Annotated in this window: 15 protein-coding genes; 4 read left to right on the top strand and 11 right to left on the bottom strand. The window is 74.6% G+C overall.

From position 1 onward, the window contains the following. The first annotated feature begins 114 nt into the window (after positions 1 to 114). Positions 115 to 390 (top strand): DUF1876 domain-containing protein, encoded by a 276-nt coding sequence (locus MUU72_RS28205; RefSeq protein ID WP_248016231.1) that lies wholly within the window; start codon positions 115 to 117, stop codon positions 388 to 390. A gap of 169 nt (positions 391 to 559) precedes the next feature. Here MUU72_RS28205 and hemW read toward each other — a convergent pair whose 3' ends face one another. The 4 genes from hemW to lepA form a co-directional block, all read right to left on the bottom strand. After that, positions 560 to 1,792 (bottom strand): radical SAM family heme chaperone HemW, encoded by a 1,233-nt coding sequence (gene hemW / locus MUU72_RS28200; protein WP_248016230.1) that lies wholly within the window; start codon positions 1,790 to 1,792, stop codon positions 560 to 562. A 108-nt stretch (positions 1,793 to 1,900) separates the two neighbouring features. After that, complete coding sequence (locus MUU72_RS28195; RefSeq protein WP_248016229.1) at positions 1,901 to 4,108, bottom strand: ATP-binding SpoIIE family protein phosphatase; 2,208 nt, start codon at positions 4,106 to 4,108, stop codon at positions 1,901 to 1,903. Positions 4,109 to 4,386: 278 nt separating this feature from the next. Beyond that, positions 4,387 to 6,276, bottom strand: a complete 1,890-nt coding sequence (locus MUU72_RS28190) for an AMP-dependent synthetase/ligase (protein WP_248016228.1) — start codon at positions 6,274 to 6,276, stop codon at positions 4,387 to 4,389. A 336-nt stretch (positions 6,277 to 6,612) separates the two neighbouring features. Then, positions 6,613 to 8,487, bottom strand: coding sequence for a translation elongation factor 4 (gene lepA / locus MUU72_RS28185; RefSeq protein ID WP_308403882.1), 1,875 nt, complete (start codon positions 8,485 to 8,487; stop codon positions 6,613 to 6,615). A gap of 321 nt (positions 8,488 to 8,808) precedes the next feature. Between lepA and rpsT the strand changes: the two genes are divergently transcribed. Both rpsT and MUU72_RS28175 read left to right on the top strand, forming a co-directional pair. Further along, positions 8,809 to 9,075: a 30S ribosomal protein S20 gene (gene rpsT / locus MUU72_RS28180; protein ID WP_066974028.1), complete on the top strand. Its 267-nt coding sequence runs from the start codon at positions 8,809 to 8,811 to the stop codon at positions 9,073 to 9,075. Positions 9,076 to 9,565: 490 nt separating this feature from the next. Then, positions 9,566 to 10,606 (top strand): hypothetical protein, encoded by a 1,041-nt coding sequence (locus tag MUU72_RS28175; protein ID WP_248016245.1) that lies wholly within the window; start codon positions 9,566 to 9,568, stop codon positions 10,604 to 10,606. 205 nt (positions 10,607 to 10,811) lie between these two features. Here MUU72_RS28175 and holA read toward each other — a convergent pair whose 3' ends face one another. Next, positions 10,812 to 11,798: a DNA polymerase III subunit delta gene (gene holA / locus MUU72_RS28170; protein ID WP_248016227.1), complete on the bottom strand. Its 987-nt coding sequence runs from the start codon at positions 11,796 to 11,798 to the stop codon at positions 10,812 to 10,814. A 78-nt stretch (positions 11,799 to 11,876) separates the two neighbouring features. Between holA and MUU72_RS28165 the strand changes: the two genes are divergently transcribed. Continuing rightward, positions 11,877 to 12,131: a hypothetical protein gene (locus MUU72_RS28165; RefSeq protein WP_248016226.1), complete on the top strand. Its 255-nt coding sequence runs from the start codon at positions 11,877 to 11,879 to the stop codon at positions 12,129 to 12,131. A gap of 260 nt (positions 12,132 to 12,391) precedes the next feature. On the opposite strand, the gene MUU72_RS28160 is transcribed toward MUU72_RS28165, so the two are convergent. The 6 genes from MUU72_RS28160 to leuS all read right to left on the bottom strand — a co-directional run bounded on the left by MUU72_RS28160 (position 12,392) and on the right by leuS (position 22,958). Then, on the bottom strand, positions 12,392 to 13,192 hold the full coding sequence (locus tag MUU72_RS28160; RefSeq protein ID WP_248016225.1) for an arylamine N-acetyltransferase family protein: 801 nt from the start codon (positions 13,190 to 13,192) through the stop codon (positions 12,392 to 12,394). After that, positions 13,192 to 16,419, bottom strand: a complete 3,228-nt coding sequence (locus tag MUU72_RS28155) for a ComEC/Rec2 family competence protein (protein WP_248016224.1) — start codon at positions 16,417 to 16,419, stop codon at positions 13,192 to 13,194. The genes MUU72_RS28160 and MUU72_RS28155 overlap by 1 nt, the downstream gene beginning before the upstream one ends. Next, complete coding sequence (locus MUU72_RS28150) at positions 16,416 to 17,141, bottom strand: ComEA family DNA-binding protein (RefSeq protein ID WP_248016223.1); 726 nt, start codon at positions 17,139 to 17,141, stop codon at positions 16,416 to 16,418. The genes MUU72_RS28155 and MUU72_RS28150 overlap by 4 nt, the downstream gene beginning before the upstream one ends. Positions 17,142 to 17,852: 711 nt before the next feature. Then, entirely contained in the window at positions 17,853 to 18,698 is an 846-nt protein-coding gene (locus tag MUU72_RS28145) for a DegV family protein (RefSeq protein ID WP_248016222.1), read from the bottom strand. 219 nt (positions 18,699 to 18,917) lie between these two features. Then, positions 18,918 to 19,724, bottom strand: coding sequence for a hypothetical protein (locus MUU72_RS28140; RefSeq protein WP_248016221.1), 807 nt, complete (start codon positions 19,722 to 19,724; stop codon positions 18,918 to 18,920). Between the two features lie 342 nt (positions 19,725 to 20,066). Next, on the bottom strand, positions 20,067 to 22,958 hold the full coding sequence (gene leuS / locus MUU72_RS28135) for a leucine--tRNA ligase (protein ID WP_248016220.1): 2,892 nt from the start codon (positions 22,956 to 22,958) through the stop codon (positions 20,067 to 20,069). Between the last annotated feature and the right edge of the window lie 46 nt (positions 22,959 to 23,004).

Here is a 23,004-nt window from a genome sequence, read left to right as displayed (position 1 = left end):
CCCGGCGGCGGTGGGGCCGGTGGCGGTGGTGCTCCTCGGCGGCGGGGGCGGTGGCGGTGGTGCGCGGGCGGTCGTGAGCGCACTCTGGTAGCAGCGATTCCGGAGGTGACCGCCATGTTGAAGACCGCTGTCGGATGGCACGTCGAGCTGGAATTCGAGGAGGACACCCACCGCACCCGGGCCGCCGCGCTGGTACGGCTGCCCGACGGGACCGAGGTGCGGTCCCACGGTTACGCCAGCCGCCACCCCGCCGACGGGAATCAGCCCCGGGTCGGCGAGGAGGTCGCGGGGGCCAGGGCCCTCAACGACCTGGCGATGCAGTTGCTGACCAAGGCCCATGACGAGATCGACACGGCCTCGGGCCGCGCGTCACGGCCGCTGACCCACTGACACCGGGGCGGACGCGGGAGCCGGTGGGGCTCGGCGCCGGCACCCGGGCCGGTCCGGCACCCGGGCGGGCTCCCGCATGCGAGCCGGCTCCGGTGGGCGGGCCGGCTCCGGCCTTGCTCACGGCCCCGGCCGCCCCCACACCCGTCGCCCCCGCCCCGCCGCGCCCCGCTCAGTCCACCAGGTCGCGGACGACCGCGTCGGCCAGGAGGCGGCCGCGGAGGGTCAGGACCGCGCGTCCGGCCTCGTAGGGGCCGCGTTCCAGGAGGCCGTCGGCCAGGGCGCGGGCGGCGGCCCGGGCGCCGGCGGGCGCGAGGAGGTCCAGGGGGCAGCCGGCGGCGAGCCGGAGCTCCAGGAGGATCCGCTCGACGCGGCGGTCCTCCCCGGCCAGCACCTCCCGGCCGGCGCCCGGTGAACGGCCCTCCGCGAGCGCCTGGGCGTACGCGGCGGGGTGCTTGACGTTCCACCAGCGGACACCGCCGACGTGGCTGTGCGCGCCCGGCCCGGCGCCCCACCAGTCGGCACCGGTCCAGTACAGCTCGTTGTGGCGGCAGCGGGCGGCCTCGGTGGTGGCCCAGTTGGAGACCTCGTACCAGGAGTACCCGGCGGCGGTGAGGTGCTCCTCGGCGATCAGGTAGCGGTCGGCGTGCACGTCGTCGTCGGTCATCGGGATCTCGCCGCGGCGGATCCGGCGGGCCAGCTGGGTGCCCTCCTCGACGATCAGTGCGTACGCGGAGATGTGGTCCGGGCCGGCGCCGGTGGCGGCCTCCAGGGAGGCCCGCCAGTCGTCGTCGGACTCACCGGGGGTGCCGTAGATGAGGTCGAGGTTGACGTGGTCGAAACCGGCCGCGCGGGCCTCGGCGACACAGGCTTCGGGGCGGCCCGGGGTGTGGGTGCGGTCGAGGATCTTCAGGACGTGCCGGCGGGCGCTCTGCATGCCGAACGAGACGCGGTTGAAGCCGGCCGCGCGCAGGTCGGCGAGGTAGCGGGGGTCGACGGTCTCCGGGTTGGCCTCGGTGGTGATCTCGGCGCCGGGCGCCAGGCCGAACTCCTCGCGCAGCGCGGCCAGCACCCGGCCGAGATCGGCGGCGGGCAGCAGGGTGGGGGTGCCGCCGCCGACGAAGACCGTCCGTACGGGGCGGGGGTCGTCGCCGAGGACCTTGCGGGCGAGCCGGATCTCCTCGACGAGGGTGGCGGCGTAGGTCTCGCGGGAGGCCAGGGCGCCACCGGGGCCGCGCAGCTCGCCGGCCGTGTAGGTGTTGAAGTCGCAGTAGCCGCAGCGGGTGGCGCAGTACGGCACGTGCAGATAGAAGCCGAGGGGGCGCTCGGCGGCCCCGGTCAGCGCAGGGCGGGGCAGCGCCCCGTCCTCGGGCATCGGCTCACCATCTGGCAGTGCGGAAGGCATGGGGTCCATTGTCCGCCATCCGCGGGCATGCCGGTTCCGGGTGGGTGGCGCGGCGGGGCCCGGTGGGCGCCGCCAAGGGCCGCCCGTCCCGCTCAGGGCCCGCGTGCCCTATGGACCCCCGCCCTCCGCCTGGAGGACCATCAGGGCCAGGTCGTCGTCCGGCGGGGTCGGGGCGAAGGCGTGCACGGTGCGGCGGAGGTGCTCGGCGATCTCCTCGGCGCTCCGGCCGGCGGCCGCGGCGAGCGCGCCGGCCAGGCCGTCCTCGTCGTCGAAGAGCCGCCCGCCGCAGCGGCGCTCGGTCACCCCGTCGGTGACGCCCAGCAGCGTCTCGCCCGGCCGGAGTTCGAAGGATTCGCTGACGTACGCCGCGTCCTCGACGACGCCCAGCAGCATCTGCGGCGCCGCGACGACCCGTACGGAGCCGTCCGCGCCGAGGACCAGCGGGAGCGGGTGGCCGGCGCTGGCCAGGGTGCAGCGGGCGCCGCCGGTGCCGTCCCGGTGGGGCACGATCTCGCCGTAGAGGAGCGAGAGGAAGCGGGCCTGCTCGCCCTCCTCGCGGATCTCCACGGGTGCCTCGGCGCCCGCGCCGGCCGCCGCCACCGCCGCGGCGACCGCCGCCACCGAGTCCGCGGCCTCCCGCGCCATGGTCTTGTTGAGCCGGTCCAGGACCTCGGCGACGCCGAAGCCGTCGCGGGCCAGCAGCCGCAGTACGGGCCGGGCCAGCCCGGTGACCGCGGCGGCCTCGGGCCCGCTGCCGCAGACGTCGCCGAGCGCGAAGCACCAGCGGCCGTCCCCGGCCTCGAAGAGGTCCCAGAAGTCACCGCCGGCCCAGGCGCCCTCGCGCGGCTCGTAGACGACCGCCGACGCCACGCCGGGCACCTGGGCCCGCCCCTGGGGCAGCAGCCGCCGCTGGAGGACCCGGCTGATGCGTTCCTGGCGGCTGTAGGCGCGGGCGGTGGCCACCGCGCGGGCGGCCCGGCGGCACAGGTCCTCGGTGAGCGTGACCACCTCGCCCGGGTAGCGGCGCAGCCCGGCCCGGCCGAGCAGCAGGGTGCCCAGCCGGCGCCCACCCGCCACCAGGGGGCAGACCAGGGCCGCGCCCCCTGGTTCGGGGCCGGGCCCCTCGGCCGGCCAGGGCCAGGGCACCGGGAACGGACGGCCGCCGGCCGCGCCGCCGCCGGCGAGGTCCGGGGGCTGTTTCTCCAGCGCGGCGCGCAGCGCGTCGATCCGGCCCTCCTGGCGGTGCCAGACCCGGGCCAGCCGCGGTTCCGCGCCGCTCTCGCCGAGGCCGCGGCCGGGGGCGCCGCCGTCGCCGTCGTGGAGCCAGACCGCGCACCAGTCGGCGAGCCGGGGCACGATCAGCTGGGCGGCCAGGGCGGCCACCTGGTCGGCGTCGAGCTGGCCGGAGAGCAGGTCGGACGCCTCGGCCAGGAAGGACAGCGCGCCGCGGTCGACGCCGCCGCGGTCTGCTGCCGGGCGGTCGCCGGGCGGGGCGGTGCGGCGCGGTACCGGGGCGAGGAGTTCGGAGGCCCGCAGGCCGTGCCGGAAGAGCTGCTCGTCGAAGGCGTCGGCCGCCCCGTACACCGCGCCGTCCGCCCCGTAGGCGGCTTCCTCCGCCCCGTACACCGCTTCCGGTTCCGGCCAGGCGGTGTCCGGGGCGCCGACGGGCAGCCGGAACCACACGGTCTTCATGGCGCGCCGGTAGGTCACGCCCCAGGCTTCGGCGACCGCGCTGATCAGCCGCAGCCCGTTGCCGCCGCCTTCGCAGGCGCCGCTGTCCTCACGGGCTCCGGCCTCCTGGCGGGCCCGGACGGGCTGGGTGGGGTGCCGGTCGGAGACCTCGACCACGAGGCCGGGCCGGGGCGGCTCCGCGGGACCGCGCGCCCCGGGGCCGGCGGGGGCGGGCACTCCGGGGCGGTCCGGGCCGCGGCCCCCGAGAGCGTCCGGGCCGGAACCCTTGAATCCCTCCGGGCCGGTGTCCCCGAAACCCTCCGGGATCGCGTCCGGCAGGCCGCCGGCGGAGTGCGGCACCGGCTCCTCGGCGGGGTCGAGCCGGCAGAGCAGCTCGACGCCGGTGCCGGCGTGCACCACCGCGTTGGTCACCAACTCGCTGACCAGCAGCACCGCTTCGTCCGCCAGCCGGTCGGTGAGCCGGTCGGCGCCGGGCAGCCGCCGCGCGGTCCAGTCCGCGAAGGCGGACCGCACGAAGCGCCGCGCGGCGGCCGCGGCCCGCGGGTCGCCGGGCAGCGTGGTCCGCACCGCGCGGGCGGCGGCCCCCGCAAGCTCGTTCCGTCCGGCCGAAGTTGTCGTCCTCATTGAGCAACTCCCGAGCAGTTCCCCAACGGCGCCGGGTGCGCCAACGCCAGAGTGACAGAACGAGCCCGCACATAAGCAGTGAGTCACGGAAGTGCGTGGTCACAGGGGTCAATTCGGCTGACGCGGCACGGAAGTTGGCCGGCCCGCGGCGGCGCGGGCGGGCAGCGCGAAGCCGCCCGGCCACCCGTCGGGCGAAAAATGGGGGCCGGGCGAGGGCGACGGCCCGGGCGGCCGGCGGAGCCTCCGCTTCCGCCCCGGCCGCCGGCGGCGCCCCGCCGCTACGCCTCCCGCGCCCCGGCGTACATCTCGTCGAGCAGGTCCTTGAACGCCCGCTCCACCACCGGCCGCTTGATCTTGAGGCTGGGGGTGACCTCCCCGTGCTCGATGTCCAGATCGCGCGGCAGCAGCCGGAACTTGCGGATCTGCTGCCAGCGCTGGAGCCCGGCGTTGACCCGCTCGACATAGCCGTCGACCAGCTCGCGGACCTGGTCGGTGGCGACCAGTTCGGCGTACGTGCGGCCGCCCAGGCCGTGCTCCTCGGCCCATGTGAGGAGGGTCGGCTCGTCCAGGGCGATCAGCGCGGTGCAGAAGTTCCGGTTGGCGCCGTGCACCAGCACGTTGGAGACGAACGGGCAGACCGCCTTGAACTGGCCCTCCACCTCGGCCGGTGCGATGTACTTGCCGCCGGAGGTCTTGATCAGGTCCTTCTTGCGGTCGGTGATCCGCAGGTAGCCGTCCGGGGACAGCTCGCCGATGTCGCCGGTGTGGAACCAGCCGTCCTCCTCCAGCACCTCGGCGGTCTTCTCCGGCAGGCCGTGGTAGCCCTGCATGATGCCGGGGCCGCGCAGCAGGATCTCGCCGTCCTCGGCGATCCGCACCTCGGTGCCGGGCAGCGGCTTGCCGACCGTGCCGGTGCGGTACGCCTCGCCGGGGTTGACGAAGCTGGCGGCGCTGGACTCCGTCAGGCCGTAGCCCTCCAGGATGTGGATGCCGGCGCCGGAGAAGAAGTAGCCGATCTCGGGGGCGAGCGCGGCGGAGCCGGAGATGGCGGCGCGCAGCCGGCCGCCGAACGCCTCCCGCAGCTTGGTGTACACCAGCGCGTCGGCGATCTTGTGCTTGGCGGCGAGCGCGAACGGCACCGAGGCGTTGCCGGTGCGCCGGAAGTTGTCCTGGGAGGTCTTGGCGTACTCGCGGGCCACGCCGGCCGCCCACTGGAAGATCTTGTACTTGGCGGCGCCGCCCTCCCGGGCCTTGGCAGCGACCCCGTTGTAGACCTTCTCGAAGATCCGCGGGACGGCCGCCATGTAGGTCGGGCGGACGACCGGCAGATTCTCGATGATCTTGTCGACCCGGCCGTCCACCGCGATCACGTGCCCGAGCGAGACCTGTCCGGCGGTCAGCACCTTCCCGAAGACGTGCGCCAGCGGCAGCCACAGGTACTGCACGTCGTCGACGGTGACCAGGCCCGTGGCCTGGATGGCGCGCGCCATGTACGACCAGCAGTCGTGCGGCAGCCGGACGCCCTTGGGGCGGCCGGTGGTGCCGGAGGTGTAGATCAGCGTCGCCAGCTGGTCGGCACGGAGCGCGGCGACCCGCTCCTTGACGCACTCCGGGTGCTGCTCCAGGTAGGCGGTGCCGCGCTTCTCCAGTTCGGCGAGCGAGAGGACCCAGCCCTCGGGGTCGTCCTCGGCGGGTCTGGCGTCGCCCTCCTCGATGACGACCACGTGCGCGAGGTCGGGGAGTTCGGCGCGTTTCTCGCGGGCCTTGGCGAGCTGGGCGGCGTCCTCCGCGATCAGCACCCGGCTGCCGGAGTCGGCCAGGATGTACGCGGTCTCCTCGGTGTTGGTGGACGGGTAGACGGTGGTGGTGGCGGCGCCGGAGCACAGCACGCCGAGGTCGGCGAGGATCCACTCCACCCGGGTGTTCGCGGCCAGCGCCACCCGCTCCTCGGCCCGCACCCCCAGCGAGATCAGGCCGGCGGCCGTGGCGAAGACCCGCTCCGCGGCATCGGCCCAGGTCAGCACCCGCCAGTCGTCCGGTCCGGTGCCGGTGGCGGGCGGGACGGGGTAGCGGTACGCCTCGTTCCCGGGGGTGGCCGCGACCCGCTCCAGGAAGAGGGTCGCCACCGAGGGCGGCCGGCTTTCGATCAGCTGGTGAGTGTCGGTCACGGCGTCCTCCGGGGCCCGCTTCGTTGCTGGTGACTCGCGAGTAACCTTCGAGGTGATCAGGGTAGAGCCCGTGACGCCGCCGCGTAAGGGGCTGCACCCGACTGGTTCATGATGTGACCCGGGCGATAGATGCACATGGCATCCGCTTGACCCGCCACGGTGACGCCCGGCCGGCCGGAGGCACGGACGGGGGAACGGCGCGGGGCGCCGGTTCCCCGCGGAACCGGCGCCCCACCCCGGCCGGCACCGCTCCGGTCCGGCCCCGCCCTGCTTCCCGACTGCCTCGCTACTGCTTCACTTCACTGCACTTCTTCACTGCTTCACTTCTTCACTGCTTCACTTCTTCGGCTTCGCATCGCCGTCGGAGTCCGAGGACAGCACCGCGATGAAGGCTTCCTGCGGCACCTCCACGCTGCCGACCATCTTCATCCGCTTCTTGCCTTCCTTCTGCTTCTCCAGCAGCTTCCGCTTACGCGAGATGTCACCGCCGTAGCACTTGGCGAGGACGTCCTTGCGGATGGCGCGGACCGTCTCACGCGCGATGACCCGGCTGCCGATGGCGGCCTGGATCGGCACCTCGAAGTTCTGCCGCGGGATCAGCTCGCGCAGCTTGGCGACCAGCCGCACGCCGTAGGCGTACGCCTTGTCCTTGTGGGTGATCGCGGAGAACGCGTCGACCTTGTCGCCGTGCAGCAGGATGTCGACCTTGACCAGGTCGGAGGTCTGCTCGCCGGTGGGCTCGTAGTCGAGCGAGGCGTAGCCGCGGGTCTTGGACTTCAGCTGGTCGAAGAAGTCGAAGACGACCTCGGCGAGCGGGAGGGTGTAGCGGATCTCGACCCGGTCCTCGGAGAGGTAGTCCATGCCCAGCAGCGAGCCGCGGCGGGTCTGGCACAGCTCCATGATCGCGCCGATGAACTCGCTGGGCGCCAGGATCGTGGCCCGCACCACCGGCTCGTGCACCTTGTCGATCTTGCCGGTGGGGAACTCGCTCGGGTTGGTGACGGTGTGCTCGCTGCCGTCCTCCATCTCGACGCGGTAGACCACGTTCGGCGCGGTGGCGATCAGGTCCAGCCCGAACTCGCGCTCCAGCCGCTCCCGGATGACCTCCAGGTGCAGCAGCCCCAGGAAGCCGACGCGGAAGCCGAAGCCCAGCGCCGCCGAGGTCTCCGGCTCGTAGACCAGCGCGGCGTCGTTGAGCTGGAGCTTGTCCAGCGCGTCACGCAGCTCGGGGTAGTCCGAGCCGTCGAGCGGGTACAGGCCGGAGAAGACCATCGGCTTGGGGTCCTTGTAGCCGCCCAGCGGCTCCTCGGCACCCTTGCTGAGCTGGGTGATCGTGTCGCCGACCTTCGACTGCCGGACGTCCTTCACACCGGTGATCAGATAGCCCACCTCGCCGACGGACAGGCCGTCGGCCGGCTTCATCTCCGGCGAGTTCGTCCCGATCTCCAGCAGCTCGTGCGCCGCGCCGGTGGACATCATCTTGATCCGCTCGCGCTTGCTGAGCGTGCCGTCCACGACCTTCACGTACGTCACGACACCGCGGTACGCGTCGTAGACCGAGTCGAAGATCATCGCGCGGGCGGGCGCGTCCTTGACGCCGACCGGCGCCGGCACCTCGCGGACGACCTTGTCCAGCAGCTCGGGCACGCCGACGCCGGTCTTGGCGGAGACCTTCAGGACGTCCTCCGGCTCGCAGCCGACGAGGTTCGCCAGCTCGGCGGCGAACTTCTCGGGCTGCGCGGCCGGCAGGTCGATCTTGTTGAGGACGGGGATGATCGTGAGGTCGTTCTCCATCGCCAGGTAGAGGTTGGCGAGGGTCTGCGCCTCGATGCCCTGGGCCGCGTCGACGAGGAGGATGCACCCCTCGCACGCGGCGAGCGAGCGCGAGACCTCGTACGTGAAGTCGACGTGCCCCGGCGTGTCGATCATGTTCAGGATGTGGGTGGTCCCACTTTTCTCTTCGCCCTCGGACGGCGCCCAGGGCAGCCGGACCGCCTGGGACTTGATCGTGATGCCGCGCTCGCGCTCGATGTCCATGCGGTCGAGGTACTGCGCGCGCATCTGCCGCTGGTCGACGACACCGGTCAGCTGGAGCATCCGGTCGGCGAGCGTCGACTTGCCGTGGTCGATGTGCGCGATGATGCAGAAGTTACGGAGGAGCGCCGGGTCGGTACGGCTCGGCTCCGGCACATTCATAGGGGTCGCGGGCACGCAGGGTCCATTCAGTGAACGCGGGTAGGCGGGACTCGGTCTGGTGAAGTCGTCCTGTGATGTCTCCCCCATCGTCCCATGAGCACGGGAGGTGGGAGGGAAGGGGCGCCGGGGGCCGCATCCCGGCGGCCCGCGGGGCGGGGGCCGGTCCGGGACGGCGCCCGGGCGGCCGCCGGGACCGGGGCAGGGCCGCCGCTCCCCCGGGCCCGGGTCCGGTTTGGGCGGCCGCAAACCCTGCTGGTAGCCTGGTCCACTGCGCTTCGTGCCCTCTCTCGTGCGCGGCGCAACTCGAAACTCCAACGAACCTGAAAAGGCTCTTTCGTGGCGAACATCAAGTCCCAGATGAAGCGGATCAAGACCAACGAGAAGGCTCGTCAGCGCAACAAGGCTGTCAAGTCCTCGCTGAAGACCGCGATCCGTCGCACCCGCGAGGCCATCGAGGCCGGTGACCTGGAGAAGGCCACCGCCGCCCAGGCCCTGGCTGCCAAGAAGCTCGACAAGGCCGTCAGCAAGGGTGTGCTGCACAAGAACAACGCCGCCAACAAGAAGTCGGCGCTGGCCAAGAAGGTCGCCGCCCTCAAGGGCTGACCCTCCCGGCCGCGCTCTTCCGCGGTCACCCTGCCGTCAGGGACGCAAGCGGCCCCTCTCACCGCTCCCTGCCGGTGCACCACAGCGCCGCACGCGGCCTGCGTTCGCCACGCGGGTGCGGCGCACCGGCCCCTCCGCGGCACCCAGCCACCGAGCGGCCACCCATGCGATACGAAGACCCCGCCGTCGCCCCGTTTGGGGCGGGCGGGGTTTTTCGTTGGGGTTTCTGGTCGGGGTTCGCCGTTGGAGGCTGGGGGCTGCGGGGGCGCGGGGCCGCGGGGCTGCGGGGCTGCGGGGCTGCGGGGCTGCGGGGAATTGTTCGGGGTTGCCCAGGTTCGGCCCACTTCGCTCCGGTTGGCGTGGTCAACGCTGCCGGTGCCCCTTCCGGGTGGTGGAGGCCCGCTCTCGGGCTCCGCTCGGCGGAGGGCCGACCCGACCCGGTCCGCTCCGGCCCGGTTACGGTGCCGGAGATGTCCGCTACGCTGCCGCCATGTCCAATACGGGGGACCAGAACACTCCCTTCTCCGCGCCGCAGCCTCCCGGCTACGGGCCGGCGCCCGCACCCGGCTCCGGGGCCGCACCCGGCCCGGCGCCCGGGCCCGCCGCCCAGCCTCCGGTGCCACCGCAGCCGCAGCCCTACGCCCAGCCGAACCCCTACGCCCAGCAGGGCCCGCCGGGGTTCCAGGCCCCGTCACCGGCCCCACCGCCCGCGTCACCGCAAGGACCGGGCGGTTACGGCTATCCGGCCCCGTCCACGCCCGGCGCACCGACCGGCTCGCCCGGCATGCCCGGCGCGGCCTACGGGGCGCCACCCGGCGGCGGTCCCGGTGACGGCGCCGGACGGGGCGTCTCCGGCTGGCTGTGGGCCCTCGGCGGTGCGGTGGCCGCCGCCGCGGTCGGCGGCTCGGTCCTGTTCGCCACCGGTGCCTTCTCCTCGGAGCCCGACCCCGTCCTCAAGGGCTACGCCTACCGCGACGACCTGTGCGCCGCCACCTCCCTCAGCCCCTTCGAGAACGCCCACTACGAGGCGAAGCCGAGCTCCGGCAGCACCACCGGGACCGGTACGGGCTCCTCGGCGCCACCCAACCCCCAGCACAGCGGCGCCCAGCTGAACTCCATGGACTCCATGTGGTGCAACATCACGCTCACCCCGCAGAGCACCGGCACCAGCATCTACCCCACCACCTGGCTCTACACGGCCGCCACCCTGCACAAGAAGGCCGACCCCGCCCCGGAGTTCGCCGATATGTACCGCGCGTACGAGAAGCAGGAAACCTCGGTTCGGTACCGGGTCGAGCCGGTGTCCGGCATCGGTGACGAGGCGTTTCTCGTGAGCCGCACCGACGCCGGCAGCAACAGCGCCTACGTCATCCTCGCCGCCCGCGACGGCTGGCTGACGTACCAGTCGACGTGGACCAGCTACACCGCGGGCAGCAACGCGGCGAAGGCGCCGAGCTCCTCCGAGATCGCCACGATGCTGGAAACCAGCGCGAAGGAAACCCTCCAGCGCCTCAAGAACGGCGGCCGGTGAGGGCCCGGTAAGGGGGGACGTGCGCGGGGCGGCCCGGCGAAGCGCGGTGCCCCGTCTGCCGTGGACGGCGAGGGCGCCGGTGAGGGCGGCCGGGCCGCCCGAGGATTCGGCGGCCTGTCCCGCGCGTCTGCCGACCGGGGCTCAACGGCTCAACCTCCGCCTCCGGCCACCTCTCGCGTATCGGGTGTCGCGTATCGGGTGTCGCCTACCGGCGCGACCGGGCCGCTCTGGCGATCGTCACCACGGCCTTCTCCAAGGCGTAACCGGGGTCGTCCCCGCCGCCCTTGACCCCGGCGTCGGCCTCGGCCACCGCGCGCAGCGCCGCGGCCACACCGTCCGCCGACCAGCCGCGCATCTGCTGCCGCACCCGGTCGATCTTCCACGGCGGCATGCCCAGATCACGCGCGAGGTCGCCGGGCCGGGCGCCGCGCGGGGCGGAGGCGAGCTTGCCGATGGCCCGGACGCCCTGCGCCAGCGCGCTGGTGATCATGACGGGGGCGACGCCCGTCGCGAGCGCCCAGCGCAGCGCCTCCAGCGCCTCGGCGGCCCGGCCCTCGACCGCCCGGTCGGCGACGGTGAAGCTCGACGCCTCGGCCCGGCCGGTGTAGTAGCGCGCGACGACCGCGTCGTCGATGGCACCCTCGACGTCGGCGGCCAGCTGCGCGCAGGCCGAGGCCAGTTCCCGCAGATCGCTGCCGATGGCGTCCACCAGCGCCTGGCAGGCTTCCGGCGTGGCCGAACGGCCCGCCGACCGGAACTCCCCCCGGACGAAGCCCAGCCGGTCAGCCGGCTTGGTCATCTTGGGACACGCCACCTCGCGCGCCCCGGCCTTGCGGGCCGCGTCCAGCAGGCCCTTGCCCTTGGCCCCGCCGGCGTGCAGCAGCACCAGGGTGATCTCCTCGGCGGGCGAGCCGAGGTACGCCTTGACGTCCTTGACGGTGTCCGCGGACAGGTCCTGGGAGGCCCGCACCACCACGACCTTGCGCTCGGCGAAGAGCGAGGGGCTGGTCAGCTCGGCGAGGGTGCCGGGCTGGAGCTGATCGGGGGTGAGGTCCCGCACGTCGGTGTCCGCGTCGGCCGCCCGGGCAGCGGCCACCACCTGCTGCACCGCGCGGTCGAGCAGCAGCTCTTCCTGCCCCACGGCAACCGTGACGGGCGCGAGCGGATCGTCGTTAGCTGTCTTCCTGGCCATCGCGTCCAGCATCCCACGCCCTACTGACAACCCGGCCCGCCCCGGCTCCCGTCTCCGCCCCTGTCCGACAATGGTCCGGTGAACGACACCCACCCCACACGCCACGTCCTCGTCCTGCCCGACCGCGACGCCGCCGAGGAGGTCGCCGAGGCACTGGCCGAGCGCTTCGGCGTCACCGAGGAACCCCAGCTCGTACGGGATGCGCTGGCCGGCGAGGACGACGCCGAGGACGCCCAGTGGCTGGTCGTGGTCGAGGACCCGGACGGCACCTACGACGCCGCCCGTCTGGACTTGCTCGCCGCCGAGTACGACGGCTGGCGCGAGGCCGAGTGACCCCTCGGCCACCGGCGGACGCGAGAACGAGGAGCGGCAGCCCCCGGCGGGCGCGAGACTGAGCGGCGGCTGACCCGGCAGCGGACGCAAGCCAAGGGGCGGCCGGCCCGCCGCCGAGGAGCGGCAGCCCCCGGCGGGCGCGAGGCTGAAGTCCGCAGGGCGTCCCCACCGCCATGGGGCGGCAGGCCGCCGGTCGGCATCGGCCCCGGCAGGGCAGGTGCTCCGCGAAGGGCCGGCGGTCGGCGACCGGCCCGGCGCGGTCAGCCGCCGGCCCCGGACTCCTCCCCGTCGCGGGCGAGGGCGGGCTCCCGTTCCAGCGTGATGCCGAAGTGGGTGCGGTAGGCCGGGAGGACCTCGGCGGCCGCCAGCTCCCGTTCCTCGCGGGCCCCTTGGGTGCCGGTGATCACCAGCGTGCGGCCGGAGAGCGTCACCCGGCCGCCGGGCTCCGTGACCCGCGAGCAGACCAGCGACCGTCTGAAGTGCGACGCGGGCGCCGTCCGCTGCCACCAGCACGCGGCCTCGAAGTCCGAGAGCTGCCGGGGCCGTTGCTCCAGGCGGTACTGGGGCTTCCCGTCCCGGTACACGTCCAGGTCGCCGTCCGGCGCCCCGGCTATCCGGAACACCCCGCCCGGCTCGCGCTGCTCGGCGTCGCTGTCCAGCCGCAGTGGATAGTTGCTGTGCCGCCCGAACCCGACGTCCACCAGCCACGGCCCGGTGGGCGTGCGCACCCGCAGCGCGAGGTGGTCGAACGGGATCCCGAGCCCCTCGGGCCCGAACACCCGCGCCGAGAGCAACTCGACCTCGTAGCCCAGCGCCCGGAGCAGCGCCGCGAACGCGCCGTTGAGCTCGTAGCAGAACCCGCCCCGGCGCGCGCCGACGAGCTTCTCCAGCAGCGGCCGCTCGGCGAGCACGATCTCCTCACCGAGGTGGAGGGAGAGGTTCTCGAACGGCACGGCCTGGAGGTGGCGCAGGTGCAGCTCGCGCAGCGCCTCGGCGTCGGGCACGGCCGGCCGTTCGGCGGCTATCCGCCGCAGATAGGCGTCAGCGGTGGCATCGTCCATCAGTTCCGCGTCCTCTCCGTTCCACGCTCTCTCGCGTGTGCGCACCCCGCGCCGTACTCCGCTCCCCGCGCACTCCGGTCGTTGCGCGGCGGGTCCCTCCCTCCAGGGTCCCGTATGCGCCACGTCACCGTACGGGCCCCCTGACCCCGGCGACGCGCCCCGGGCCCCACCGCGCCCGCGCGGCGCCGGCACCGCGCGGAACCACCGCGTCCGCCGCCCTGGCGCCGGCGCCCGCCGCCCTGGGACCGCCGGCCGCCGACCACCGCGGACAGCTCCCCGGGGCCGCCCACGACCGCCACGGCTCCCTCCGTGTCGGTGCGCAGCACCAGCGCACCCCCGGCCCGCAGCGCGGCGATGGTGCGTCCCGCGGGGTGGCCGTACGGGTTTCCGGCGCCGCAGGAGATGACCGCCAGGCGCGGCGACAGGCGCTGCATCAGCTGCGGGTCCTGGTAGGCGGAGCCGTGGTGCGCCACCTTGAGGACGTCGACACGGGCCAGCTCGGGGTGGGACGCCAACAGGGCCTGCTGGGCGGGTGGTTCGAGGTCGCCGAGCAGCAGGAGGCGGAGGCCGCCCGTCCGGACCAGCAAGGCCACGCTGGCATCGTTGGGTCCGGAAAGCCCACTGCCCTCGCCCGACACCCTCACCGGCCCCCGCACTTCCAGCTGCCCCCGCGCCTGTCGGGACACCGCCCGAGGCCGGTCCCCCGCCACCGTCCGCGGCCGGGCCCCCGCCACCGTCCGCGCCCGGTAGCCCGCCGCCCGCGGCGAACCGCTCCACGAAGCCCCCGCCGCCGCGTTCGGCACGGAGGGCGGGTACGCCCCGTGAGGCGAGTAGGCCCCGGAGGGCGGGAGCGGGGGCGCGTACGGTGCGTCCGGCCAGAGGACCTCCCACGAGAGGTCCCCCAGGTGCCGCCGCTCGCCCGGTGCGGCGCGGAGCACCGGCACCCCGGCCCGCGCCGCCACGCCCTGGACGAACTTCGCCTGGCCGAACGGTTCCGGCAGCGTCGTGGTCTCGATCGCTCCGACCGCACGGCCGCGCAGCGCCCCGGGGAGCCCGTCCACGTGGTCGGCGTGGAAGTGGGTGAGGATCAGGAGCGGGATCCGGTGGACCCCCAGCCCGGTCAGGCACCGGTCGATGGCGTGCGGATCGGGCCCGGTGTCCACCACCAGCGCCGTACCGTCCCCGGCTGCCAGCACCAGCCCGTCCCCCTGCCCCACGTCGCAGGCCACCATCCGCCAGCCCGGTGGCGGCCAGCCGGTCAGCACCCGGGTCAGCGGCGCCGGACGGCACACCGCCAGGACCAGTGCCAGCGCACACAGCACGCACAGCCACCGGCGGCGCAGCAGCCTGCGGCCGGCGGCCAGCAGCACCACGGTGGCGGCGGCGAGCGCCAGCCCGCCCACCCAGCCTCCGGGCCAGCCGACCTCCGCACCCGGCAACTCCGCGCCCCTACGCGCCACCTGGGCGATCCACTCGACCGGCCACCCCGCGCACCACGCCAGCGCCTTGGCCACCGGCATGGCGACCGGTGCCGCGGCCAGTGCCGCGAAGCCGAGGACGGTCGCGGGGGCCACGGCGAGTTCGGCGAGCAGGTTGCAGGGCACCCCGACCAGCCCGACCCGGGCCGCGAGCACCGCGACGACGGGTGCGCAGACCGCCTGGGCGGCGGCTGCCGCGGCGATCACCTCGGCGAGCCGCGGCGGCACCCGGCGCCGTTGCAGGGCGGCGCTCCAGCGGGGCGCGAGCAGCAGCAGCGCACCGGTCGCCAGGACGGAGAGCAGGAAGCCGTAGCGTCGGGCGAGCCAGGGGTCGTGGAGGACCAGGAGCAGCACGGCGGCGGCCAGTGCCGGGAGCAGCGAGCGGCGGCGCCCGGTGCCGATGGCGAGCAGGGTGATCAGGCCGCAGGCGGCCGCGCGCAGCACGCTCGGGTCGGGACGGCACACGACGACGAAGCCGAGCGCGAGCACCCCGCCGACCAGGGCGGTACCGCGGAGGGAGAGCCCCAGGCGCCGCGCCAGGCCCCGGCGTTCGGCGCGTGCGGCCAGGTGCGGTGGGCCGATCAGCACGGCGAGCACGATGGTCAGGTTGCTGCCGGAGACGGCGAGCAGATGCGTCAGGTCGGTGGTGCCGAAGGCATCGTCGAGGTCCTGCGGCAGCCGGGAGGTGTCGCCCACGACGAGGCCGGGCAGCAGCGCCCGGGCGTCCGGCCGCAGCCCGTCGGTCGCCTCGCGGAGCCCGGCGCGCAGGCTTCCGGCGAACCGCTGGAGGGCGTTCGGCGGTGCCACTTCCACGGGCGGCCCCTCGGCGGTCACCCGCAGCACGGCCGCCACCCGGTCCGCCGCCGTCAACGGCGGTGCGGCCCGCGCCACCACCCGGATACGCGTCGACGGCAGCAACGCCCGCCACTCCGGCAGCAGCCCACCCCGCCCCTCGGCACGCACCGCCCCCGCGCCCCTGCCCTCGCCCGGCCGGCCACCGGCCTCCCGGCCCGTCCCCGCGCCCCCTGCCGCATCCGTTCCGCCCGGCTTGCCCACCTCACCCGCCTCACCCGCCTCCGCCGTCCCGCCGCCCTCGTCTCCGGTACGGCGCTGCTGGACGACGGCCAGTACCGGGGTGCTGACGTCGGTGACCGTTCCGTCCGGAGCGGTGACCCGGACCGCGTCCGCGGTGAACACCAGCGCGGGCGGCGTGCGCTGGGAGCCCCGAACCGTGGGCCGGCTGATCCGCGGATCGTCGGTCACCGCCAGCTCCACCGTGAGCCGGGCGTACCGCTGCGCCCAGCCGGGCAGCGGTCCGCGCCGCACGTCCGCGGCGTGCAGCCCGGCGGACGCGGCCCCGGCCGCGGCGCACAGCAGCACCGCCGCCAACGCCACGAGCGCCCCGGTGGAGCGGGCCCCCCACCGCCCGTGCCGACCCCCGGCACGGCCCCCGGCAGCGGTACCCGCGAACGCTCTCGCCCGCCACAGCACCAGCCCCGCGAGCGCCACGGCCCCCGCACAGCCCACGGCCACCGCCTCGCCGGGTGCTCCCGGTCCGACCGCGGCCGCCACCCACGCCGCCAGCGCGGGCCCGACCAGCCGCAGATCGGCGGGCCCGTCCTCCCGGCCACCCACCGCACCGGACGAAGGACCGCCCCGGCCGCCGTCCGCACCGTCCGCCACCCCGCCGACTGCCGGGGCCGCGTCCCGGTGAGCGGCGCTCGCCCCTTCTCCCCCGAGCGCTGTCATGGCGTCACCAACGGGCGCAGGTCGGCGAGCCGGCGATCGCCGATCCCGGGCACCTGGCGGAGCTGGTCCACCGAGGTGAACCCGCCGTGCCGGGTGCGGTATTCGATGATGTGGCGGGCCAGGACCGGGCCCACGCCGGGCAGGGCGTCGAGCTGCTGTTCCGTGGCGGTGCTGAGGCTCACCGGTCCGCTCGCGGCACCCGGCGTGCCGTTCCCGGCACCGCCACCGCCCGCCCCGGCCTGCCCCACTCCGCCCGCGCCACCGGCGGCGCCCTCCTCGCCGACCACGAGCTGTTCGCCGTCGGTCAGCAACCGCGCTCGGTTCAGCCCCCGGAGGCCGGCCCCGCGCAGCACCCCGCCGGCGGCCTCCAGCGCGTCGGTCACCCGCGAGCCCGCCGGCAGCCGGTGGATCCCCGGCCGGCGCACCTTCCCCGTGACATCGACGACCACCGTCCTGGCCGGGCCGTTCGGCGCCCCGGCCCTGGCTGGCCCCGGCGGCGCGGGATGCCCCGCCGACCACTCCGAGGACGGCGAACGGCCACCGGGGCCCGGCGCCGCGACCGCGTGCTCGGCACTCGGCGCCCGCACCTGCTCCGGGCTCGCGGCCCAGAAGTGCTGTACGGCGAGCGCCACCCCCACCGCGAGCACCAGGCCCAGCGCGACCAGCGCCCTGGGGTCCGTACCGCACCGCAACTGGAGCCACAGCGGCAGCCGTTCCCGCACCGCGGGCCCCCAGCGACGCTGCCGGCGAGCCCCCAGCGGATCGTGCTCCCGCGGCGCCGGCTCACGGCGCTCGGGCGGCGGCCCGGCATCGGGGTCCGTCGGCGCGCGGCCGCCGCCCGCACCACCCGCGCGCACGCCCGCCCCCGTCGCCACCGCGGGGCCCGGCTCAACCGGACCCGGACCCTCGCCGCGCTCCGCACCGGTCTCGAACATCGCCGCGGCCCGGGCCCGCATCCGCTCGCGTTTCCACTCCCGTAACCGCTCGCGCTCGCGCCGCCTCCCTCGCCCGGGCGGAACGACGGCGGAAGCGCCGGGACGGGAGGGAGCGGAGGAGGGGAGGGAGGGCGCGGCAGCCACGGGCTCCGGCGCGGAGAAGGAGACGGACACGGACGCTGAATCCGGCGTGGGAGCCGTGCGAAAAGTGCTCATGGCCGTTGACGGTAAGCACTTCACGCGCACCTCGCCGAGCCGCGTCAAAAACCGTGGACAACCGCCGAGTTGTGGAGAACTCCGTCACTCACACGGGCCACACGAGCGGGCACCCGTACCGTCCCCCACGGCCGTCACCCGGCTCGCCGGGCAGGTCCCCTCACGACCGGCCAACCGCCCCCGGCCACCCGAGCAACCCGGCCGACCCGGCCAACCCGCCGCCCCACCACGCGACCTCATCCCCCTACCACCGCTCATCGCCCACCACCCACCGCTCACCGCTCACCGCGGCGAGACCACCGCCCCCAGCAACCCCGGCCCGGTGTGGGCGCCGATCACCGCGCCGACCTCGCTGACGTGCAGTTCGTTCAGGCCCGGCACCCGTTCCCGGAGCCGCTGGGCCAGTGCGTCCGCCCGCTCGGCCGCCGCGAGGTGGTGCACCGCGATGTCGACCTGCCCCTCCCCCGCCCGCTCCGCGGCGATCTCCTCCAGCCGTGCGATGGCCTTGGATGCCGTACGGACCTTCTCCAGCAGCTCGATCCGCCCGTCGGCGAGCTGGAGGAGGGGCTTGACGGCGAGCGCCGAGCCGAGCAGCGCCTGCGCCGCACCGATCCGGCCGCCCCGCCGCAGGTAGTCGAGGGTGTCGACGTAGAAGTAGGCGGCGGTGCCCGAGGCGCGTTTCTCCGCGGCGGCCACGGCGTCGTCCGCGTCCCCGCCGGCCGCCACCGTCTCCGCGGCGGCCAGCGCACAGAACCCGAGGGCCATCGCCACCATCCCGGTGTCCACCACGTGGACCGGTACCGGGGCGTCCTTGGCCGCCATCACCGCAGCGTCATAGGTGCCGGAGAACTCCGAGGAGAGGTGCAGCGACACGACGCCGGCGGCCCCGGAGGCCGCGATGGCGCGATAGGTCTCCGCGAACACGGCGGGGCTCGGGCGCGAGGTCGTCACCGGACGGCGCTTCTGGAGCGCCTGGGCAACCGATCTCGCGGAGATCTCGGTGCCCTCTTCCAGCGCTTGGTCCCCCAGGACGACGGTCAGCGGCACAGCGGTGATGTGGTGCCGTTCAACAGCCGCGCGCGGCAGGTAGGCCGTGGAATCGGTGACGATCGCGACATGGCGGGACATGACTGGGAGGTTATCCGGGGAGGCCGACGCCCGACAGTGCGGGCCGCCCCAAGATCCGCCAGGTTTCACCAAAGCTCTGCCAAGTACACCCAGGTCGTGGGGCATCCGTGAGAGAGACGGTCCCCGGGGCCGCCGCCGGCAGGCCGGGCCCGAGCGGAGTCGGCTCCCGCTCCCGGCAAAGGTCAGCCCCGGCGGAACCCGCCCGCTCAGGGCCGCCGCCTACCCCGGTATGCCGCCGCTGCCTTCCGTCCGGCGGGACGGCTCCCGCTCGGGGGCCTTCTCCCACGGGTACGCGGGCCGGGTGCGCGGGTCCCGGGCGGTGATCGCCGGAGGCTCCTCGGCCTCCTCCGCGGCCGCGCCCCAGGAGTACCCCGAGCCATCCGAGCCACCCGAGCCGGAGGACCGGTCCGCGCCCGGCGCCCCGCCCGAACCGGCCCCCGCACCGGTCTCCGCCCCCTGGGGCCGCTCCCGGCCCGTGGGCGCGTCCGTCCAGTGCCGCAGGGCGCCGGCCTCCATGTCGATCTGGTCGCTCAGCGCGGCCAGATCGTCGTCGGCGAACTTGCGGGCGCGGTCGCGGGCGGCCCAGCGCAGCGACTCCGCGGAGTGCGTGATGCGCTCCAGGCGCTCCCGCAGCTCGGGGAGGCGGGTCCCGATGGTGGCGCGGTTCGGCTCCCGTTCCAGCCGCCGGAGGTCGTCGTCCAGCTCGCGGCCGTGCACGCTGAGCCGTTCGAAGAGGCTGACGGCCTCGCCCAGCGACGGGTCGTCGGCCGACGCGGCACCCAGGACCTCCTGGGTGGCCCGCATGCACGTGCGCAGGGAGAGCCGGAGCTGCGCCAGCTCGCCGACCACGCCGGGCTGGGTGAACTGCCGGGCCCGCAGCGTGGTGTCCTCGACCGTCCGCCGGGCCTGGGCGACCTTGCGGTCCACCCCGCGCTTGGCCGCCTGCGCCGCCTTGACCGTGAGGAACACCCCGGCGGCCACGAACAGCAGGAAGAGCAACCCGAACACGGCGACGGCAACTTCCATGGGCACTCCCCTGAGGTGTCGGCGGCGCCGCTGCTCCGCCGGCGCCCGTACCTCCACGGTAAACGCGCCGGGCAGGTCGGGGGTTCCGGACGAACCCCCAACCTGCCCGTAGGGGAAACCACCTATACGCCCGCGGAAGACCGCCCCGGCACGCGCCCCGGCGCCTCCCCCGACCCCGCAAAAACCCAGGTCAGGGCCGCACCACGACGCGCCCCGGCGCCACCGGGCACCGCGGGCGCCGGACCCGTCCCGCCGCCCGGCCCCGGCCCGTAAAGCCCGGTGCCTCGCCCGGAACGCGGCACCCGGCCCCCGGCCCTGCGGCACCCGGCACGCGCCGCGGACTCACGCCGGAACGATGTTCACCAGCTTCGGCGCCCGGACGATGACCTTGCGGATGCCGGCGCCGCCCAGGGCCGCGACCACGGCCGGTTCGGCCAGCGCGGCCGCCTCCAGGTCCGCCTCCGAGATCGACGGGGCGACCTCCAGGCGGGCCTTGACCTTGCCCTTGATCTGGACGACGCAGGTCACCGTCTCGTCCACGACGTAGGCCGGGTCGGCGACCGGGAAGTCCGCGTGCACCACCGAGCCGGTGTGGCCCAGCTTGCGCCACAGCTCCTCGGCGATGTGCGGGGCCAGCGGGGCGATCAGCAGCACCAGCTGCTCCGCGACGGTGCGCGGCACCGGGCCGCCCGCCTTGGTCAGGTGGTTGTTCAGCTCGGTGATCTTGGCGATGGCGGTGTTGAAGCGCAGGTTCGCCATGTCCTGGGTGACACCGTCGATCGCCTTGTGCAGGGCCCGCAGGGTGGCCTCGTCCGGCTCGGTGTCGACGACGGTGGCCTCGCCGGTCGCCTCGTCCACCACGTTGCGCCACAGGCGCTGCAGCAGGCGGTACTGGCCGACGACGGCGCGGGTGTCCCACGGCCGGGAGACGTCCAGCGGGCCCATCGCCATCTCGTACAGGCGCAGGGTGTCCGCGCCGTACTCGGCGCAGATCTCGTCCGGCGTGACGGCGTTCTTCAGGGACTTGCCCATCTTGCCCAGCAGCCGGGAGACCTTGCCGCCCTCGTAGTAGAAGACGCCCCCGTCGTGCTCCTCGACCTCGGCCGCCGGGACCGCGATCCCGCGGGTGTCCCGGTAGACGTACGCCTGGATCATGCCCTGGTTGTAGAGCTTGTGGAACGGCTCGGCGGACGAGACGTGCCCCAGGTCGTACAGCACCTTGGACCAGAAGCGGGCGTACAGCAGGTGCAGCACCGCGTGCTCGGCGCCGCCCACGTACAGGTCGACACCGCCGTGCGGCTGGCCCTCGCGCGGCCCCATCCAGTACTGCTCGACGGCCGGGTCGACCAGCTTCCCGTCGTTCTCCGGGTCCAGGTAGCGCAGCTCGTACCAGCACGAACCGGCCCAGTTGGGCATGGTGTTGGTCTCGCGCCGGAAGCGCCGCACCCCGCGCCCGTCGCCCAGGTCCAGCTCGACGTTGACCCAGTCCTCATTACGGGACAGCGGGGTCTCGGGCTGGGTGTCGGCGTCGTCCGGGTCGAAGGTGCGCGGCGAGTAGTCGTCGACCTCCGGGAGCTCCAGCGGCAGCATCGACTCGGGCAGCGGGTGCGCCACGCCGTCCTCGTCGTAGACGATCGGGAACGGCTCGCCCCAGTAGCGCTGGCGGCTGAACAGCCAGTCGCGCAGCCGGTAGTTGACGGTGCCCTCGCCGATGCCGTTGGCGGTCAGCCACTCGGTGATCCGCGCCTTGGCCCCGGCCACGTCCAGGCCGTCCAGGGAGATGTCCGCGCTCGCGGAGTTGACCAGCTTCGCGTCGTACGCGGCGAAGGCGTCGTCCCAGGCGGCGGGGTCGGTGCCGCGGCCGTCGGTGGGCTCGACGACGCACCGCATGGGCAGCTCGAAGGCGCGCGCGAAGGCGAAGTCGCGGGTGTCGTGGGCCGGGACCGCCATGATCGCGCCGGTGCCGTAGCCCATCAGGACGTAGTCGGCGATGAAGACCGGGATGCGCTCGCCGCTGACCGGGTTGGTGGCGTGGACGCCGGTGAAGACGCCGGTCTTCTCCTTGGCGTCGGCCTGCCGCTCGACGTCCGACTTGGCGGCGGCCTGCTTGCGGTAGGCGGCGACGGCCTCGGCGGGCGTGGCGTGGCCGCCGGTCCACACCTCGTGGGTGCCCTCGGGCCAGGCGTCGGGGACGATCGAGGCGGTGCCGTTGCCGGCGATCAGCGGGTGCTCGGGGGCCAGGACCATGTAGGTCGCGCCGAACAGGGTGTCCTGGCGGGTGGTGAAGACGGTGATCTTCTCCGCGTCACCGACCGGGAAGTCCACCCGGGCGCCCTCGGAGCGGCCGATCCAGTTGCGCTGCTGGAGCTTGATGGCCTCCGGCCAGTCCAGCGCGTCCAGATCGCGCAGCAGCCGGTCGGCGTAGGCGGTGATGCGCATGTTCCACTGGCGCAGCTTGGCCTTGAAGACCGGGTAGTTACCGCGCTCGGAGCGGCCCTCGGCGGTGACCTCCTCGTTGGCCAGCACCGTGCCCAGTCCGGGGCACCAGTTCACCGGGGCGTCCGAGGCGTAGGCCAGGCGGTACTCGCCCAGGAGGTCGGCCCGCTCGGTGGCGGACAGCTCCGCCCAGGGGCGGCCGTCCGGGGCGGTCCGGGTGCCGGCCTCGAACTGGGCGACCAGGGTGTCGATCGGCCGGGCCTTGTCGGCCTCCGGGTCGTACCAGGAGTTGAAGATCTGCAAGAAGATCCACTGGGTCCACTTGTAGTACGCCGGGTCGATGGTCTCGATCGAGCGGCGCGGGTCGTGGCCCAGGCCCAGGCGGCGCAGCTGGCGCCGCATGTTGACGATGTTGGCCTCGGTGGAGACCCGGGGGTGGGTGCCGGTCTGGACGGCGTACTGCTCGGCGGGCAGGCCGAAGGCGTCGAAGCCCAGGGTGTGCAGGACGTTGTGGCCCGTCATGCGGTGGTAGCGGGCGTAGACGTCGGTGGCGATGAAGCCCAGGGGGTGGCCGACGTGCAGCCCCGCACCCGAGGGGTACGGGAACATGTCCATGACGAACTTCTTGGGACGGGCCACCGCCCCCGGATCGCCCGCCAGCTTCCCGCTCGGGTTGGGGGCCTCGTAGGTCCCGTCCGCCTCCCAGAAGTCCTGCCAGCGTGCCTCGATGTCGGCGGCCAGCTCGGCCGTATAGCGGTGCGGCGCTGCCACCTCGGCAGCGGTGGTCGTCTCGCTCATCGTCCTCAAAGCTCCATCGATCGTCTCTGCCTGCGGCTGCTGCGGA

The sequence above is a fragment of the Streptomyces rhizoryzae genome (assembly GCF_023155275.1).
Classification (GTDB): Bacteria; Actinomycetota; Actinomycetes; order Streptomycetales; family Streptomycetaceae; genus Streptomyces; species Streptomyces rhizoryzae.
Note: the sequence above shows the minus strand (reverse complement) of the source record. Positions and strands in the feature narration are given on the sequence as shown.

Excerpts from the sequence above, each read along its gene's own strand:
- hemW (WP_248016230.1), bottom strand. The coding sequence starts at position 1,792 with ATGCCTTCCGCACTGCCAGATGGTGAGCCGATGCCCGAGGACGGGGCG.
- MUU72_RS28175 (WP_248016245.1), top strand. The coding sequence starts at position 9,566 with ATGTCCAATACGGGGGACCAGAACACTCCCTTCTCCGCGCCGCAGCCT.
- MUU72_RS28195 (WP_248016229.1), bottom strand. The coding sequence starts at position 4,108 with ATGAGGACGACAACTTCGGCCGGACGGAACGAGCTTGCGGGGGCCGCC.
- leuS (WP_248016220.1), bottom strand. The coding sequence starts at position 22,958 with ATGAGCGAGACGACCACCGCTGCCGAGGTGGCAGCGCCGCACCGCTAT.
- holA (WP_248016227.1), bottom strand. The coding sequence starts at position 11,798 with ATGGCCAGGAAGACAGCTAACGACGATCCGCTCGCGCCCGTCACGGTT.
- MUU72_RS28160 (WP_248016225.1), bottom strand. The coding sequence starts at position 13,192 with ATGGACGATGCCACCGCTGACGCCTATCTGCGGCGGATAGCCGCCGAA.
- MUU72_RS28155 (WP_248016224.1), bottom strand. The coding sequence starts at position 16,419 with ATGACAGCGCTCGGGGGAGAAGGGGCGAGCGCCGCTCACCGGGACGCG.
- MUU72_RS28145 (WP_248016222.1), bottom strand. The coding sequence starts at position 18,698 with ATGTCCCGCCATGTCGCGATCGTCACCGATTCCACGGCCTACCTGCCG.
- MUU72_RS28205 (WP_248016231.1), top strand. The coding sequence starts at position 115 with ATGTTGAAGACCGCTGTCGGATGGCACGTCGAGCTGGAATTCGAGGAG.
- MUU72_RS28140 (WP_248016221.1), bottom strand. The coding sequence starts at position 19,724 with ATGGAAGTTGCCGTCGCCGTGTTCGGGTTGCTCTTCCTGCTGTTCGTG.